The 16,820-nt window shown below is 55.2% G+C and carries 14 protein-coding genes; 11 read left to right on the forward strand and 3 right to left on the reverse strand.

The window, feature by feature from the left end; all coding sequences use genetic code 11:
* Positions 1 to 57: 57 nt before the first annotated feature.
* The 3 genes from HZB23_07145 to HZB23_07155 form a co-directional block, all read right to left on the reverse strand.
* On the reverse strand, positions 58 to 801 hold the full coding sequence (locus tag HZB23_07145; GenBank protein ID MBI5844425.1) for a J domain-containing protein: 744 nt from the start codon (positions 799 to 801) through the stop codon (positions 58 to 60).
* Positions 798 to 3,299 (reverse strand): tetratricopeptide repeat protein, encoded by a 2,502-nt coding sequence (locus HZB23_07150; protein ID MBI5844426.1) that lies wholly within the window; start codon positions 3,297 to 3,299, stop codon positions 798 to 800. Before HZB23_07150 ends, HZB23_07145 begins: the two co-directional genes overlap by 4 nt.
* An 835-nt stretch (positions 3,300 to 4,134) precedes the next feature.
* On the reverse strand, positions 4,135 to 4,974 hold the full coding sequence (locus tag HZB23_07155; protein ID MBI5844427.1) for a PAS domain-containing protein: 840 nt from the start codon (positions 4,972 to 4,974) through the stop codon (positions 4,135 to 4,137).
* A 371-nt stretch (positions 4,975 to 5,345) separates the two neighbouring features.
* Between HZB23_07155 and HZB23_07160 the strand changes: the two genes are divergently transcribed.
* From HZB23_07160 to HZB23_07210, 11 genes are all read left to right on the forward strand, one after another.
* Entirely contained in the window at positions 5,346 to 6,053 is a 708-nt protein-coding gene (locus HZB23_07160; GenBank protein ID MBI5844428.1) for a hypothetical protein, read from the forward strand.
* A gap of 499 nt (positions 6,054 to 6,552) precedes the next feature.
* Positions 6,553 to 7,140 carry a winged helix-turn-helix transcriptional regulator gene (locus tag HZB23_07165; GenBank protein ID MBI5844429.1) on the forward strand — a complete coding sequence of 196 codons (588 nt, stop codon included), beginning with the start codon at positions 6,553 to 6,555 and terminating at the stop codon, positions 7,138 to 7,140.
* A gap of 29 nt (positions 7,141 to 7,169) precedes the next feature.
* Entirely contained in the window at positions 7,170 to 8,753 is a 1,584-nt protein-coding gene (locus HZB23_07170) for a Gfo/Idh/MocA family oxidoreductase (protein MBI5844430.1), read from the forward strand.
* 13 nt (positions 8,754 to 8,766) lie between these two features.
* Positions 8,767 to 9,951 (forward strand): UDP-N-acetylglucosamine 2-epimerase (non-hydrolyzing), encoded by a 1,185-nt coding sequence (wecB, locus tag HZB23_07175; protein MBI5844431.1) that lies wholly within the window; start codon positions 8,767 to 8,769, stop codon positions 9,949 to 9,951.
* Positions 9,951 to 10,814: an ABC transporter permease gene (locus HZB23_07180; protein ID MBI5844432.1), complete on the forward strand. Its 864-nt coding sequence runs from the start codon at positions 9,951 to 9,953 to the stop codon at positions 10,812 to 10,814. The genes wecB and HZB23_07180 overlap by 1 nt, the downstream gene beginning before the upstream one ends.
* Position 10,815: 1 nt before the next feature.
* Positions 10,816 to 12,099 carry an ABC transporter ATP-binding protein gene (locus HZB23_07185; GenBank protein ID MBI5844433.1) on the forward strand — a complete coding sequence of 428 codons (1,284 nt, stop codon included), beginning with the start codon at positions 10,816 to 10,818 and terminating at the stop codon, positions 12,097 to 12,099.
* 51 nt (positions 12,100 to 12,150) lie between these two features.
* Positions 12,151 to 13,326 (forward strand): acyltransferase, encoded by a 1,176-nt coding sequence (locus HZB23_07190; GenBank protein MBI5844434.1) that lies wholly within the window; start codon positions 12,151 to 12,153, stop codon positions 13,324 to 13,326.
* An 80-nt stretch (positions 13,327 to 13,406) separates the two neighbouring features.
* Positions 13,407 to 14,537: a hypothetical protein gene (locus HZB23_07195; GenBank protein ID MBI5844435.1), complete on the forward strand. Its 1,131-nt coding sequence runs from the start codon at positions 13,407 to 13,409 to the stop codon at positions 14,535 to 14,537.
* 13 nt (positions 14,538 to 14,550) lie between these two features.
* The gene (locus HZB23_07200) at positions 14,551 to 15,432 is read left to right on the forward strand and encodes a methyltransferase domain-containing protein (protein ID MBI5844436.1); all 882 of its coding nucleotides are present in this window, start codon (positions 14,551 to 14,553) and stop codon (positions 15,430 to 15,432) included.
* Positions 15,416 to 15,640, forward strand: a complete 225-nt coding sequence (locus tag HZB23_07205; protein MBI5844437.1) for a hypothetical protein — start codon at positions 15,416 to 15,418, stop codon at positions 15,638 to 15,640. Before HZB23_07200 ends, HZB23_07205 begins: the two co-directional genes overlap by 17 nt.
* Complete coding sequence (locus HZB23_07210) at positions 15,637 to 16,809, forward strand: glycosyltransferase (GenBank protein ID MBI5844438.1); 1,173 nt, start codon at positions 15,637 to 15,639, stop codon at positions 16,807 to 16,809. The genes HZB23_07205 and HZB23_07210 overlap by 4 nt, the downstream gene beginning before the upstream one ends.
* Positions 16,810 to 16,820 lie beyond the last annotated feature (11 nt).

Raw genomic sequence — 16,820 nt, forward strand, 5'->3', positions numbered from 1 at the left:
CCATATATTGCGGCCCGTCAAAACGGCCAACATCGATTTTTATCAAGCTCTGCCCGGCTACCTGCGATCATGCGAAGCAAGCGGGGTGCGCCATTTCTCGCCGTTGAAGCTCCACTTGCCGGGGATGCCCGAACGGCGGGTGTGGACCGGGTTTTTCACCCATTCCAGAAGCTCGGTGTAGGCATCGTAAACCCGGCGGAAGGTTGCGGCGTCGCCGTCGGCGTCCGGGTGGTGCTTCAAGGCCTGCTTTCTAAAGGCCGTCTTCACTGCGGAAAGCGGGTCCGGGCCTGAAAGGGCGTCCCTGTCTATGCACAGCACGGTGAGGAGCCTCGATCCCACCCTTGGGGAACTCTTCCTTATCGGAAGGACTCCGGCAAGGTTTTTCGACTGGAACTCCGCCCGCTCAAGCACCACCTGGGCCGCGTGGACCCTGCACCGGCGTTTGTCGTGCTCCTTCCACCAGGCCCGGCCAAGGTGCTCGTTCATGGAGATAAGGTCGGTGGCCGGGTCAAGCCCCGGCGTCCTTTGCCAGAAGTAGGTGAAAACCCGGTCCTGGCCCCACACCACGACGTTCAAGACAAGTGTCGTGCCCGTGAAGGAGAAGGACGCGCAGCGAGTGTTCATTGCCCTTAAAAGGCAGGCTGTTACCGTGAGCTTGTCCATAAGGCGGCGGCGGCAGTCCATGTCGCAGTAACGCCGCCTGCTCTTTTCGATCACCGCCCCGCAGGACCGGCACCGCCTTGGGCCGGTTTCGGGCCGAAATGGCGCCAGGGGGCGCAGAACCTGTTCTGGCGGTTTCATCGTATCGGTTGCGGCGCTCCCTGGGGAAACTGTGAGGGCGCGGGCGGCCCTGAGGGGCGGATGGGGGCGGCCATGGCTCCGGGAATTCCCCTGGCGGCGTTTTGGGGAACCATGTTGGGATCGAGCTGAATGGCTTTCTGGATGTGCCACGCGCCTTTCTGCGGCTCGTTCAGATACTTGGCCAGTATGAGCCCAAGCTCCTTGTGGGCCACGGCCCAGTCGGGCTTTAAAGCCAGGGCCTTTTCGAGGGAAGCCCTGGCAAGGCGGAAATTATTGGTCTGCTCGGCCATCTTGGCAACGTTGAAATGAATGAGGGGGCTGTCCGGGTTGTAGACAGCCGCGAGCTGGAAGGATTTCAGGGCCTCGGCGTGCTTGCCCTGGCGCATGAGCACGTTTCCTATGTTGTTGTAGGCCTTGTCGTAGTCGGGCTTTATGGCGAGCACGCGGTTGTAGACCTCAAGGGCCTCGTTGTAGCGCCCAAGGCTTCCGTAGGCCACGCCGATGTTCAAAAGCGCGTTCATGTGGTTGGGGTTTTCGGCGATCACCCTTTTGAGGGATTCTATGCCCTCCTCGAACCTGCTTGTCTCGATGTAGGCCCGCCCCTTGTAGGAGTAAATCCGGACCCTCTGAGGATGGTATTTCAGGGCCACGTCCGCCCAGTGCAGAAGGCCCTCCCAGTCCCCGGCCTGCTCGGCCCCGGTCACCTTGAGATAGGCCTCGTCGGCCTTGATCCAGCGCGCGTTCTGCCAACTCCAGAAGATGAAGGCCGGAAACAGCACCACACATGCGGCAATGGCCGCTTCACGCGACAAGGATATCGTGCGGGGCGAGGTCAGGCGGCCAAAAAAGGCGGCGGCTTTCCCGAATTTTTGCGCGGGCGCGGCCTCCGCCTCCTCATGCGGCAACCTTTCCAGCCAGGCGGACAGAATTCCAAGGTAGGCCATGAAAACGAAAACCGGAACCGCCCTCTGAAAGGGAAAGCAGAACTGGGCGTTGACGCATATTCCGATAAGGGCCGCGAAGGCGGAAAGTATCATCACCCGGTCATCATGCGTAACCTGGGTGGCTTTCATGAGACGCCGGAAAACCCCGACCACCGCAAAACCGAACCACAGGAGGAATATCACGCCCACTATGCCGAGTTCCGCGAAGGCCTGGAGAAAGTCGTTGTGGACGTTGTTAAGCTGCTGGTCCTCGGAGAAAATCTTATCAACGCTGCTTTTTCTTATGTAGAGGGGATAGACGATCTTATGGTTTGCCAGCCCCACTCCGAACCAGAAGTGATCCAGGATCATGGGGATGGTGTTTTTGTATATGGCCCACCGAAGCTCCTGGGAGGGGTCCAGGTTGGAGCGCATGGGGGTGGCCGTGGGAGCCGGGGCCGCGCCGGAGGCTGCGGCAAGGGGGTCTGCCGTTACGGCTGGAGCGGCTGGCTCCGGGGCCTTTTCCGTCCCGAACTTTTTGAGAGCCTCTCCGACGGTTATTCCCACCCGGTGGGAGATGTCGTCCATCTGCCAGTCAAAGCCGTATTGGGACACGTTTATCATGACCGCGAAAACCAGGAAGGACGCCACTGCGGCCACTGCCTTCATGGGATTGACCGAGCCCTTCACGCCGTTTGCCATGATCCTCGTGACCAGGGGCGGCAGAAGATAGCAGGCCAGGAAGACCGCCTCGATGAAAACGGCTATCCAGGCGGCGCGGGTCTTGGTGTAGATCAAAAAGACGTTCATGAAGGCAAGGGCTACGGCCACCGGCCAGAAGACCACAGGACGCCTGTCCCGAAGGAAGATACCAAAACCAAGGGGAATAGTGAGAACCGCGTAATGGGCCGCCATGTTCTTGTTGGCGAAGGTTGCTGCGGGAATCACCACCTGGGGTACCCGATCAAGGCCGAAAAAAACGTCGGCGATCCTTAAATACTGAAGAACACCCAGGAGGCATACAAGCACCCCGGACACGAAAAAAAAGACCAGGAAAAGGTAGGGATGCCTTTCATTGTCCTTTAAGACGGACGCGGTGAGCACCAGGGCCGCACCGGAAGCAGCCCATGCGTACCAGGTCTGAATCGCGTCGAACTTGTTGGGGGACCAGGAAACCGAGATCAGCGCCCATGACACAAAAAGCAGGAAGGGCCAGAAAAAAGGTGTGAGCCTTAAGAAAAATTTGCCCGAGGAAAGGCCCAGGGCCGCCATGACTCCCAAAAAAAGAATCAGCCCGCACTGTATCCATGCCCCTTGCGGCAGATTTGCGAAATCATAGATATCCGTGCCGATTATGAAGGGGGTCAGGGCCATGAAAACGCCGAAGGCCAGGGAAAGATAAGCCATACGGTTGTCGGTTGGGCTTTGGCCGCCGGAAGCGACCGCAATTTCAAGGCTTCTTAAAGCCTTTACTACTTCCTTCTCGCTCAAATCCAGCGCCCTGGCAATGTCCTTGGGGGTCATGGACCCCGCGTTACGCTTGATGAATTTCAGTTTTTTGTTTGAAAGTTCCACTTTTCGCCCTCTGGTTTTTTCAATGGCGTTTCAACCCTTCCGGGACCCAAAACCGGAAAAGGGACCATATCAGAAATTATTGCTTAATTCAAAAAAGATTGAAAATCATCAGGTCTGTCGAGTTGCGGGGACCAACCAAGGCTGGAGCATATCTGAGACCGGAAAATACTGGTGAAAGTTGAAAAGTCAAGCTGTTTACGTCCCGTTACATTTAATTCAAGAGGCTTTTTATATCGTGCATGCGATACCAACCAACCCGCACCAAGACACGACAACAGAATGCCAAGTCGGCCCATCCTGTTCTGGTTGACGTCATGGCCAGCATTTTAGAGGAAAAACGGCAAAATCTCGGATTGATTGATGTAATTGCAGGTAACGCTATCCGTGATCCGATAGTGAAAGATACATCTATTCTATTACATTGGAATAAATGGCATAATCAGTGCAATTCCAAAAATAAAATAGCAAACATAAAAAAATATTATGGTGATAAATGATGCTATCAAAATATGTTTTGTTATTCCATATTTATTTAGTAAAATTATATTTAACAACGAAATTATAAATAATAAAAGTTGCCATTTACGAAAATACATTATACAAAATATGGTAGGATTTGGTAAAAATGATAATTGTTGCTGTTCAATATTTATTATAAGAATATGACATATCTCAATAAAAATAACTAATGAAACAAAACCGCTAATAGTTGCCATCATTAAAAAAAATTTAATCTGATTGTTAGTATTCATCACAGTTATCCTGAAATTCTCATATTTTTTATGGGCGCTTTTAAAAACCTTCGGCGATTCAATCAAATGTCGTTTCCGGGATTTTATTCATCCCCGAATTTTTCAGGCAAAAGGACCGGAATCATGATGGTGATTTCAGAGCCGCCGTCCGGGGCAGCCTGTACATGGAAGCTTCCGGGAATTTCCGCCGCAGCCTTTCTTATTTCCGAAATCCACGAAGCCTTGGCCGGAATGGAGCCTTCCCCCCCGTAAACCGCCGAAACCACTATGGTCCCCTTGCTTCGCCGGGTTGCAAGGCGCATGAGGGCCTGGCTGCCTTCCGAGGGCCCCATGAGGGCCTGGGCCATCCTGACCGCCGAGCCCAGGTCGGCCATTGTATGGGGAATGCGCGGCGAAAGCGAAAGAACGATCTCGTCGCCCCCGGATATCCCGGCAACCTGCCTGATGCACTCGTTCAGGTTCACCGCCTGCCTTCTTTCCCTGCCGCCACGCAAGGACAGATTACACGCGCCGTTTGACTCAAGGCTCCTTCCCTCTTCCATCAGCGCGGCCCATGAAACGACGAAAATGGACTTGACCTGGCCGTCGCCGTCCCAGACCGGCGTATTGACGGCGTTGTAACGGCCGATTTCCCCGTTTTTTCTGATCGCGTCCACGGTGCAGAAGGAGTCGTCCCCCAAAAGGCATTTGGAAAAGGCGTCCGCCACCTGCCCCTGGGAGTCGGGATGGACGAAAAAAAGAATGCTGTTTCCGACAACCTCGTGCGGCTCGTATCCGCTTTCGGTCAGAAAGGCGCGGTTGACGGCCCTTATGTGTCCGTCAGGCCCAAGATGGATCACGGGCCGGGGCAGGGACGACAACTGCCCTTCCCCGCCAAGTTCGGCGGCCATCTTTTCCCTGAACCGGTTTTCAACAAAGTTCATGACAAGTCGCAATCGAAGGGTATGGGTATATTGGACCCGGTTGACCGGGCTTTTTCATTATCAGTGAAACTCTTTGAAAAAATCGAATGGAGAAAATGACGGTCCTGCAAAAAGGCAGAAGGCCAAAGGCCCAGCCTTTTTTAACGGGCTGATAAGCCGCAAGGGCTTTATGGCAACCTCGTTAGGCTTTTTGCGGACTCGTCAACAGGAAGGGAATTTCAATACGAAGGCCCGTCCGTCAGCCCTGCCAGGAAACAAATTTCCTTGCCCAGGACTCACCCCCCGTGTATCCTTATATAACGCTTGGCCCGCACCAAGTCAATCAGGCGTTATCATGATGGCCAATTTTAAACCACGCGGGAAAAATGACGGTGCAGGAACCCATCGCCATAACTTACATCTTCAGCTTCGACGATGGAAAGACGGAAATTTTCCCCCTTTCCTTCCACGCCGAAACAATGAACCTTGTCGGGCCGCTTCCCAGGGTCGCCCCGAAGTGGGCCGAACTTTCCTTTCACAAATGTCCCCACTGCCCTCTTTCCACCGCCACCTGCCCGGTCGCGGCGGCCCTTTCCGAAGTGCTTGCTGGTTTTGACGGGCGAAGGTCTTATGACCCGGTACTCCTGGAGGTCACTTCCAGGGAGCGCAAGGTCACTGCCCAGACAACCCTGCAAAGGGGCTTAAGCTCCATGATGGGTCTCATCATGGCCACCGCCGGGTGCCCGCACGCGGCCTTTTTGAAGCCCATGGCAAGGTTTCACCTCCCTTTGGCAGGCGAGGCCGAGACCCTCTACAGGGCCACCTCCATGTATCTTCTGGCACAGTACTTCAAGGCAAGGGACGGCCAGGCTCCCGACCTTTCACTTGCGGGCCTGGAAGAACATTACGGGGCCATGGAGACGGTGAACATTTCAATGTCCAAGCGCCTTCGGGCCGCCATGGCCACCGACCCGGCGGTGAACGCAGTTATAATCCTGGACACCTACGCCAAGCTCCTGCCCTTTTCCATATCCGAGTCCCTGGACGTGGTCCGGCCAGCTTTCGGAGATTACCTGGCGGACAGGGGCAAACCCGGCTGAGACTGCTTATCATTCCATATCCGTTTTTGTTTATAGGGAAAAACATGCCTTATCTTATGGTTACCACCATATGCTAAGTCTTTCACGAAAAAGCCCCGCATCATCTGGTACTGAAACATCCATTTGGAACTACTGCAAATTCCCACTTTATACCGATTGATTTCAGGTTTGGCTTCACATAATGTCCCGCCATCCTGATCATCGTAATAGTTTGCTTTACGTTCGGCCCTGGCCCCCAACATCCCAAAGGCTGCGTTGGCGCTTTCATGATCAGGACGAGTTACGGTGCGTTGCGCCGGAAACTCCACCTGCACAGGGGTGCCCCGGCCCGGGGGTCACCCCTGTGTCGTTTTTGCCTCACCCTTTCGCCTTCCTCCAAATCGCATTCCCCTTCCTTTCGGCTTTCCCATCAACACTTTCCCATCAAAATACTTGACAAAACCGGTTTCATCGTTCAACATTTGAACGTTCAAGAAATGAACGGATGGAATCATACGCCATGAATTTTGAAGATTTGCGCACGCTGAAAATTCTTGAGGAACTGGAAGGCCCCCACGCGCCAAGCCAGAGGGACGTAGCCAGAAGCCTGGACATCTCCCTGGGTCTCGTGAACGCGTTCGTCAAACGGCTTGTTCAGAAGGGATATTTCAAGGTCACAACCATCCCCCGAAACCGCGTGAAATATATTTTAACCCCCAAAGGCATGGCCGAGAAAACCCGGCTCACATGCGAATACATCCAGTATTCAATCCAGTTCTACAAAAGGGCCAGGGAGCGCTTTTCGGCGCTTTTCTCGGAGCTTGCCGCCCAAGGCGTAAAAAGCGTGGCGTTCTACGGGGCGAACGAGCTTTCCGAGATAGCCTCGGTATCCCTTGTCGAATCCAAACTCTCCCTGGTGGCTGTGGCGGACCCCGAAAAGGCGGGAAAGCATTTTCTGGGCCTTGTCGTGGCCGATCCGGCGTTCCTTTTAAGCACGCGCTTTGACCGGATAATCGTTACGGACCCCGGAGCCGGTGCGCAGGCATCGGCAACGCTTGAGGCTGTGGGCGTTCCGGTCGAAAAAATACTCGTGGTTGATCCTGTCTGAAACCGAATTCATCGAAAGGGAAAATTCTCATGGCGACACCGGGTGTGGCCGTCATCGGCGCGGGATACTGGGGGAAAAACCTGGTCCGCAACTTCGCAGCCCTTGGGGCCTTGAAGGTGGTATGCGAGAAAAACGAGGCGCTTTCCAAGGGCTTTTCGGAAAAGTATCCCGACGTTTCCATCTGCCTTGCCGTGAACGAGGCCCTTTCAAGGCCCGACGTTGACGGCGTGGTGATTTCAACCCCAGCGGAGACCCACTTCACCCTGGCCCGCGAGGCCCTTCTTGCCGGAAAGCACGTTTACGCCGAAAAGCCCCTCACCCTGGACGAAGCCGAGGCGCGCGAACTCATCGCTCTTGCCGCCGAAAAGAACCTCGTCCTCATGGTGGGGCACCTTCTTCAGTATCACCCGGTTTTCGTGACCTTGAAGAATATGGTCCGGGCTGGCGAGCTTGGGCGCATCAACTACATCTACTCCAACCGCCTTAACCTTGGAAAAATCCGGCGCGAGGAAAACATACTCTGGAGTTTCGCCCCCCACGACATCTCCATGATACTGTCCCTTGCCGGCGAGTTTCCGGTAAACGTAATGGCCACGGGCGGAAACTACCTTCACCAGAAGATAGCGGACGTCACCACCACCCACATGGAGTTTCCCTCCGGCCTTCGCGCCCACGTTTTCGTCTCCTGGCTCCATCCATTTAAAGAGCAGAAGCTCGTGGTGGTGGGCGACCAGAAGATGGCGGTTTTCGACGACACGAAGCCCTGGAAGGAAAAGCTCACCCTCTACCCCCACACCATCCACTGGGAGGGCAACGTCCCGGTTCCCGAAAAGGCCGAGTCGAGCTTCGTGGAAGCTCCCGAAGGCGAGCCCTTGAAGGCCGAGTGCGCGCATTTTCTCTCGTGCATGGCGGAACACAAAACGCCCTTAACCGACGGGCGCGAGGGACTTGCGGTGCTCACGGTTTTGAACGCAGCCCAGAAATCCCTCAACAACGCGGGCTGCGCAGTCTCCTTCGAGAAGGCCCCGGAGGCGAAACCCGAAGCCGCCAAGCCAGATTTCTTCGTCCACGAAACCGCACTGGTGGACAAGGGCGTAACTCTTGGCAAAAACGTGAAGGTCTGGCATTTTTCCCACGTTCTTTCGGGAACGGTTGTTGGGGACGGCACCAACATCGGCCAGAACGTGGTGGCGGGGCCGGACGTCACCATAGGAAACGGCTGCAAAATCCAGAACAACGTGTCGGTTTATAAGGGCGTAACCCTTGAGGACGGCGTGTTCTGCGGCCCCAGCATGGTATTCACCAATGTTTACAACCCCCGCGCCTTCATCCGCCGCATGGAGGAGCTTAGGCCCACCCTGGTGAAAAAGGGCGCGACCCTTGGGGCCAACTCCACCATCGTGTGCGGAGTCACCATAGGCAGCTACGCCCTTGTTGGGGCGGGCAGCGTTGTCAACCGCGATGTGCCTGACCATGCCCTGGTGGTCGGCAACCCTGCTAAACAAATCGGCTGGGTGTGCGAGTGCGGGGTGTCCCTGGATCAAAAGGGCGACTGCTCCGGCTGCGGCAGACACTACGACCTCGGTCCGATCAAGGGCAAAAGCGTCAAATAGGGGCGAAAATCGCATGAAGCTCATGACCGTAATCGGGGCCCGTCCCCAGTTCGTGAAGGCTGCGGCGGTCTCCCGCGCAATCGCCAAGCATAATCAGAGCACCGGAGAATTTGACGGGATAATGGAAATCATCGTTCACACGGGCCAGCATTTCGACCGCAACATGAGCGACGTATTCTTCGAGGAAATGAAAATCCCCCGCCCCGATTACTTTCTGGACATTCATTCCCTTTCCCACGGGGCCATGACCGGCCAGATGCTGGAAAAGATCGAGGAATTGATTTTACGCGAGAAGCCGGATTTCGTACTGATCTACGGGGACACCAACACCACCCTTGCCGGGGCTCTTGCGGCGGTGAAACTCCACGTTCCCGTGGTCCATGTGGAGGCGGGCCTCAGAAGCTTCAACCGCAGAATGCCGGAGGAGATCAACCGGGTGGTTACCGACCACGTTGCGAACATCCTGATGTGTCCCACCCGCGCCGCCGTGGAAAACCTCGTGATAGAGGGAATAGTTGACCAGCCCTTCCAGCCGGGGGGCGTGCGGGTGATAAACAGCGGCGACGTTATGCTGGACGCAGCCCTTTTCTATTCCCGATACGCCCCGCCCCTTGAAGAAGCCGTAAAAGACGAGCCCATGATAGCGGACATCGCCGACATTCCCTTTGCCCTGGCCACGGTTCACAGGGCCGACAACACCGATGATCCGGAAAGGCTTAAGGGAATTTTCGCGGGGCTTGCGGCAATCGGCAAAACAACACCGGTCGTAATGCCTCTTCACCCGCGCACCAGGGCGAAACTCAAGGACGCCGGTATCGAGCCTGAGTCTTTCTACCCGGAAATCCGGATAATCAAGCCTCTTGGGTATCTTTCCATGCTTAGCCTTCTTACGGGCTGCAAGCTGGTGCTTACCGATTCCGGCGGGCTTCAGAAAGAGGCGTTTTTCTACAAAAAGCCATGCGTGACACTCCGCAGTGAAACCGAGTGGGTGGAGCTTTGCGAGTTGGGCGCGAACCTTCTGGCAGGAACCTCCTGCCAAAAAATCCAAGATGCCGCGCTTGCCATGCTGGAAAAATCGCCTGATTTTTCCTCCCTGCCATACGGAGAGGGCCTGGCTGCCGACAACATGGTTAAATTTCTGGCCGGGCTCAATGCCCCGTCTTTTTTCGCAAGGCCCGACGCCAAGGATTTTCCATAATGGAAACGGCCCTGAACAATTTTTCCGAAACAGGCGGAAACCAGTCCCAGGAAGTGGTGGTGACACCCGACCGCGACGTGCTCTCCCTTGGCCTGAAAGAACTCTGGGCGTTTAGGGGGCTGGTCTATTTTCTGGCCGCCCGCGACATAAAGGTTCGCTACAAGCAGACGGTTCTTGGCGCAAGCTGGGCCATTTTGCAGCCGGTATTCACTATGCTGGTTTTTTTCGTGATATTTTCCCGTGTGGCCAAAATCCCTTCCGACAACCTGCCCTACCCTCTTTTCGCCTTCTGCGGGCTGGTTCCCTGGACCTTTTTCGCAAATGGACTGAATCACGCGTCCCAAAGCCTCGTAAACGAGAGCAACCTTTTAAAGAAGGTCTACTTTCCGCGCCTCGTTGTGCCGGTCTCGGCCATGCTGGTGGGAAGCGCCGACCTTGTTCTCGCTTTTTCGGTGCTTGTCGTAATGATGATCTGGTACGGCGCGGCTCCGTCGTTCAACGCGGCCCTGATAGTCATTCCGCTCATCCTGGCCTTCGCCACCTGCCTCGGAACCGGGCTCTGGCTTTCGGCCTTGAATGTACAGTTCCGGGACATACGCCACGTGGTGCCCTTTTCCATCCAGGCCTGGATGTATCTCACACCCATCGCCTACCCTGCAAGTGTGGTGCCGGAGCGGTTCAGGATGATCTATGCCATAAATCCCATGACCAGCGTGGTGGAAGGTTTCCGGTACGCACTTCTTGGGCGGGGTACGCCATTCGGGGCTGAGACAGTCGTATCGGCGGGCATGGCGGCCCTGCTCCTATTATCGGGCCTTCTTTATTTCCGCAAAATGGAAAAAAGTTTCGCGGACGTGGTGTGATATGACTATCCCCTATGCCATAAAAACCGAGAACCTGGGAAAGCGCTACCTCATAGGCCGCGCCCAGCCAACGTACCGCACCCTGCGCGACTCCCTGGCCGAGTCCGTGAAGGCACCCTTTCGCAAAGCCACCAACCTTTTGCGGGGCCGGGCAGGCGGGGCCGCTGATCTTTCTGAAATTCTGTGGGCGGCGCGAAACATCAATCTTGAAATCGCCCAGGGAGACGTTGTCGGCATAATCGGCAAAAACGGAGCCGGAAAGAGCACCCTTTTAAAGCTCATCGCCCGCATCACCGCCCCAACAGAGGGAACCCTGCGCTTGCGGGGCCGGGTGGGCTGCCTTCTGGAAGTTGGCACCGGCTTTCACCCCGAACTGACGGGCCGTGAAAACATATTTCTGAACGGCGTCATCCTGGGTATGACGAAGGCCGAGATAGCCGCCAAGTTTGACGAGATAGTGGCTTTTTCGGAAGTTGAAAAATTCCTGGACACGCCAATAAAGCACTACTCCAGCGGCATGACCGTGCGCCTTGCCTTCGCGGTGGCCGCGCATCTCGACCCGGAAATCCTGCTGGTTGACGAAGTCCTTGCGGTGGGTGACGTGGCTTTCCAGAAAAAATGCATGGGAAAAATCGGCTCCATCGCGAAAACCGGACGCACCGTAATTTTCGTATCCCACAACATGAGCGCCATAGGCCAACTCTGCAAAAGGGGAATCTGGCTGGATAAAGGAACCGTGATCGACGACGGACCCGCCCAGCAGGTGGTTTCCCGCTACCTTTCACAGACCCTCGAAAGCGGCGGGCAGGCGCGCTGGGAGCCGGGCGACCGGCCCGGAAACGGCAAGGCGGAAATAACCTCGGTAAGGCTTCTGGATAAGGGCGATACCCCTGTTGGCGAGATCAACATAAGCGAGCCATGCACGGTTGAAATCGGCTTCACGGTTTTAAAGGACGGGGCCCGCGCCCAGTTTTCGGTTGTGGTGTTCGACGACCGGGGCTCGGAAATCTTCGCGTCATTGAGCAATTCCGAACAAAATTTCCACGGAAAGCCCCTTTCGCCGGGTAACTACGTAAGCCGCTGCACCCTGTACGGGGACCTTTTCAACAACGGGCGCTACCACGTCACCATCATAGGATCGGGCCTCTATTACGGGGAGGGCTTCCGGGCCGACCACTGCCTCTCCTTCGAGGCCCTGGACGACGGCAAGCTCCGGGGCGACTACATGGACATGTACGGCGGGGTCCTTCGTCCTCGCTTTGCCTGGATCACCCAACGGATTTAGCTGTAAGTAAAAATTTGGCGCTGATTTCACCATACCGGGATACATGTAATAATGAGTGGCTTGTTAAATGCGCCGTATATTCGGAAAAGATCAGACGGCATAGATTTTCTGCGCGGTGTTTTTGCGATGTGGGTTTTGATTTCTCACCTTGTTCCATGGGCGGCTGTTGTGAGAGGAAGAACCCTTGAAAATTTCTGGGAAAAAGGCCTTCGTTTGCTGATTAAGATTTTCCAAAACAACGGAGAACTTCATCCTGCGGTTTTGGGTTTCATAGTTCTGTCCGGCTACTGCATTCATCGAAACGGGGCGAGAAGCGGTGTGCCATTCAGCATTCCAGGCTATTCCATACGGCGCTTTTTCAGGATATGGCCGGTCTACGTTCTGGCTGTGGTGGTTGGCGTCGCGTGTTACATTGGAAGCTCCAATGAAAATGCCGCAATTGCATCCTCCCTAACAGCTACGACCAATATTGCATGGCCGGGCATTCTATCCAAGCTGACGGGCATTTCGGTTTTTTATGCGCCGCTTCACATGGGCTCATTTCAGGGAAACGCCCCGCTGGTGACCGTGATGGTTGAAATATGGCTCTATGTTTTATACGCTCTCGTAATAGTTTATCTGCGTAATGGGGGGCGTCAGAAAATTGCTCTTGGCATAATTGCGGCAATTTTCCTTATCGCCCTCACATTTGTTGCAAAACAGCCGCTTCTTATGAACTGGTGGAACAACGGCTCGCTTTTCTCTTTTGCGCTATATTGGTGGATAGGCGCTCTGTTTGTCCGCGATAATCCAATTCCGCGAAAATTCGTTGCCGGCATTTTCACAATATGGCTGATGCTTACCCTGTTTTTTGTTTCAGGCAATGTCGGCTCCGGCGTATTCATGGGATTTTTGACTGAATTCAGGAAAATTTTGCTGGCAGTCCTTTTCGGGATATTGATTTTTCGCATAGATCATTCGGATCATGGATGGTATGCCGCAGGAAGCAGAGTGGGGGTTGCCGGATACAGCATTTATGCCTTGCACGCCCCGCTTCTGATCTTTTTTCTGATTCACGGCGTAAATTATTGGGCTGTAATGCTTTTTACCCTTGGAATTGCGTACATGATTTTCCGTTTGTACGAAAAACCACTGACGGAGCTGGGCAAAAGGCTTTCAACCAGTCTTAACCGGATGGAAAACAAGGCGTCCCAGGTTGTCGTTTCAAAAGCGTCAGCAAGGGATTAACCCGGTTTTTCTCCGGCCATAAAACGTGCAAATGACTTTTAGACGCAAGGCGGACGGCGTGTTGGAGGCGTACTGATTTCATGGCAAACGGCGGGAAAAAAAACATCCTGGTGGTCTATTTCTGCGCCACCCCGCGTCTTCGCCCCACCACCCGTGAGCACCTCTACTGCTTCCGGGAATATTCCGGCCACAACTGTTATTACGTAAACGTGGCCTTCATGCCCGTTCCGAAGCTCGTGTGGAAAATCCCCTTCGATCTGGTTATCTTCGACACGCTTTTTCTGTGCACCCGCTGGAACAGGGAGGGCTTTTTGCGCCTGGCGGAAAAGGTGTCGCTCCTAAAAGCCCTTGACGCTCCGAAAATCGGCCTTCCCCAGGACGAGTTCATTTCAACGGACATCCTGTGCGATTTCGTGAACCAAATGGGCCTTTCAACGGTATTTTCAGTGGCCCCGGAATCGGAATGGCCCAATATCTATAACACGGTCGACCGGGACAGGGTGAAATTCCATCGCGTGCTGACGGGCTATCTTTCCCGGCGGGTGCTTTCCACAATCGCCCGATTCGGGAAAAAGGGCGTTCCCCGAAACATCGGCATCGGCTACCGCACCGCAGGAAAACCTTATGCATGGTTCGGTCGGCACGGATTTTTGAAGCAGGACATAGCAGACCTTTTCCTCGCCCGCGCCCCCCAAAAGGGCATCAAAGTCGATATCTCAACCAGCAACGCGGACACCATTTTAGGCGACGATTGGTACAGGTTTCTGCTTTCCTGCAAGTACACCATAGGGGTCGAGGGCGGAACCAGCATCCTGGACCGGGACGGCAGCATACACGAGCGCAACCTGCGCTACGTGAAGGAGCATCCGGACGCAGCCTTCGAAGAAATAGAGGCGGCCTGCTTTCCGGGCCTGGACGGCACCTTCGGGCTTTCGGCCATTTCCCCCCGCCACCTGGAAGCCTGCGCTACGAAAACCTGCCAGATTCTGACGAGCGGTGGCTACAACGGAATATTGAAGCCCGGCATCCATTACATTGAGCTTAAGCGGGATTTTTCCAACGCGGACGAAGTTCTGGACCTTGTGGCCTCGGACCGGGTCCGGGCTGGCATGGCCGAAAAGGCTTACCAGGACGTTGTGGCCTCCGATAAATACTCCTATGAAAACTTCGTCCGTTTCGTCATTGAAAATTCTGGAACTTCACTTTCTTGAGAAAGGCTTTTAAATGGCCTACGACAACAGCGCCTACTGGAAGGGCATTCACGAAAAATACGCCGGGGCCTTAAGGGCCGTGGGCCACCCGGACCTTTCGGAAACCGCCAATGCGTTAAAATACCAAAGCGAAGCCAAAAGCGCCGCCGAAAGCCTGGAAATCGCCTCGAAAGGCCTTTCCGGGCTGGGATCGAAACCCGTAGAATACCTGGACGTTGGGGCCGGAACCGGCTACTGGACAAGGCTTGTCTCGGAAATCCTTTCGCAGGCCGGTTTCAAAATCAACGTAACGGCCCTGGACATCTCCGAAGGCGCACTGGCCGGAATAAAGGAAAAATTGCCGGAGGCGGTCACCTTTCAGGCCGATCTGAAGACAATATCAAAGGACCAGTTCGCCGAAAGGTTCGATCTCGTCACGGCCTGCTACTGCCTGCATCATCTGGTGAGGGCCGCCGATTTTGCAAACGCCCTATCTTTCTGCGCCGCAAGCGTGGCTCCGGGCGGATTTTTTCTTTTAATGGACCCGGTGCTCACCATGCGCTATTCGCCCTTTGACGTAATTGATTTCAAAACCTACAAGGGCAACGGTGTTGTGCGCCACAGGCACTTCATAGAGGACCTGGCCTCCTCAGAGGGCCTTGTGCTGACGGATATCCGCCCCGCCGTCTCATTTCTTTTGAACGGCGGAATCGAGGCCGGAAACGCCATGTTCTACCGCACTGCGGACAAACTGTGGCGAACCCTTGGCAAAAGGGTCTTTCAGAGCGAGGACAGGACCCGCCTTCTGGCCAGTCCCCTTCAAAAAGCCGACGAGACCCTCAAAAACATGGGCAGGGGCTACAGTTCCAGCATCCTCCTTTTCAGAAAAGAGACCTTGAATGACAGGGCTCTTTGACGAATACGGCAGGTTCGACCGGAATACGCCTCAGGGCCGGGCTGCGATTTCGGCGGCCCTTCGATGGATGCTCATAAGGGACCGCCTCTCATGGATTGACGTGTCGTACAGGATGCGGATAAGGCCAAGAATACCGGCGCTTTTTCTCCGCGTTTCGGACAAGGCAAAAAGGACCGCAACAGGGCTCTTGAACCGGAAAAACTCATGAAATCAAAAGTCCTCGTTGTCACCCAGAGCTATCCCGGCCCCGGCTCGCCTGTTTCGGGCATCTTTGTCCGGGACCAGGCCGAGACCCTGAAACACCGGTACGAGGTGGCGGTCCTGGTCCTTCTTCCGAGATGGGTCAGCGGTAGAGGGCTTCTGGGTTTCAAGGGGCTTCCGAAGGTTAAGGTTGCCGACGAGGGCGGGATAACGGTTTTTCGGCAGGAGGTGCTGCTTCCGGCAGAAGGCAGATTCCGAATTCTTGAGCCCCCCTTGTGGGTTCTGGCGGGCCTTGGCGTGGAAAAAGCCGCAAAAGCCTGGAAAAGGCCGGACATCATCCACGCCCATGTTGCATGGCCCGCAGGATGGGCGGCCACGGGGTACGCGCGGATGGCGGGGCTCCCACTGGTCATTACCGAGCACACCGGGCCTTTTTCAAGCCTGATGAAAAATCCGGCCATGAGCCGCACGGTGGGCAGGGTGTTCAAAAAGGCAGACCGGGTGCTGGCGGTAAGCCCCGATCTAACGGATCAGATGCGGAAATTTTTCCCGGACCTTCCAATAACCGTTATTGGAAACGTTATCAGGACCGATATCTTTGCCCCTGAAACCGGAAAAAAATCGGGGCCGAAAAGGCGTTTCCGGTTTTTATCCGTTGCCCTTCTTGATCCCGCAAAGGGAATGGATTACCTGTTGGAAGCGGCCCGGACTCTTCTGGACCGGGGAGTCAAAGGCTTTTCTGTCACCATAGCGGGTGACGGCCCTGCCCTGCCCGGCTTGAAGGAGAAGGCGAAAAATCTCGACCTTACGGGCGTGGTTGATTTTCCGGGAATGATTCTCCGGGACGAACTTGTGAGGGAACTCAACCTTGCCGACGCCTTCGTGCTTCCGAGCCTTGGGGAGACCTTCTCGGTTGTTCTTGGAGAGGCAGGGGCCTGCGGGGTTCCGGTGATCGCCACCCGCTGCGGCGGACCCGAATTTGTCGTCACCCCGGAAACCGGAATCCTGGTTCCCAAGGCCGATTCAAAGGCCCTTGCGGAAGCCATGAAGAAAATGATTTCGGGGAAATTGACTTTCGACTCCGCCGCAATAAGGAATTGCATCGTCTCGCGTTTCGGCCCCGAAGCCTTTCTGGACAACATTGGCCGCGTTTACTCATCCTTAAGTCAAAGTTGAAGCAAAGCTCA

Source organism: Deltaproteobacteria bacterium, assembly GCA_016235345.1.
Taxonomy (GTDB): Bacteria; Desulfobacterota; Desulfobacteria; order Desulfobacterales; family Desulfatibacillaceae; genus JACRLG01.

What these genes read in the sequence shown, in the direction of transcription:
- HZB23_07145 (MBI5844425.1), bottom strand. Translation starts at nt 801, where the DNA reads ATGAAACCGCCAGAACAGGTTCTGCGCCCCCTGGCGCCATTTCGGCCC.
- HZB23_07155 (MBI5844427.1), bottom strand. Translation starts at nt 4,974, where the DNA reads ATGAACTTTGTTGAAAACCGGTTCAGGGAAAAGATGGCCGCCGAACTT.
- HZB23_07165 (MBI5844429.1), top strand. Translation starts at nt 6,553, where the DNA reads ATGAATTTTGAAGATTTGCGCACGCTGAAAATTCTTGAGGAACTGGAA.
- HZB23_07170 (MBI5844430.1), top strand. Translation starts at nt 7,170, where the DNA reads ATGGCGACACCGGGTGTGGCCGTCATCGGCGCGGGATACTGGGGGAAA.
- wecB (MBI5844431.1), top strand. Translation starts at nt 8,767, where the DNA reads ATGAAGCTCATGACCGTAATCGGGGCCCGTCCCCAGTTCGTGAAGGCT.
- HZB23_07180 (MBI5844432.1), top strand. Translation starts at nt 9,951, where the DNA reads ATGGAAACGGCCCTGAACAATTTTTCCGAAACAGGCGGAAACCAGTCC.
- HZB23_07185 (MBI5844433.1), top strand. Translation starts at nt 10,816, where the DNA reads ATGACTATCCCCTATGCCATAAAAACCGAGAACCTGGGAAAGCGCTAC.
- HZB23_07190 (MBI5844434.1), top strand. Translation starts at nt 12,151, where the DNA reads ATGAGTGGCTTGTTAAATGCGCCGTATATTCGGAAAAGATCAGACGGC.
- HZB23_07195 (MBI5844435.1), top strand. Translation starts at nt 13,407, where the DNA reads ATGGCAAACGGCGGGAAAAAAAACATCCTGGTGGTCTATTTCTGCGCC.
- HZB23_07200 (MBI5844436.1), top strand. Translation starts at nt 14,551, where the DNA reads ATGGCCTACGACAACAGCGCCTACTGGAAGGGCATTCACGAAAAATAC.
- HZB23_07205 (MBI5844437.1), top strand. Translation starts at nt 15,416, where the DNA reads ATGACAGGGCTCTTTGACGAATACGGCAGGTTCGACCGGAATACGCCT.
- HZB23_07210 (MBI5844438.1), top strand. Translation starts at nt 15,637, where the DNA reads ATGAAATCAAAAGTCCTCGTTGTCACCCAGAGCTATCCCGGCCCCGGC.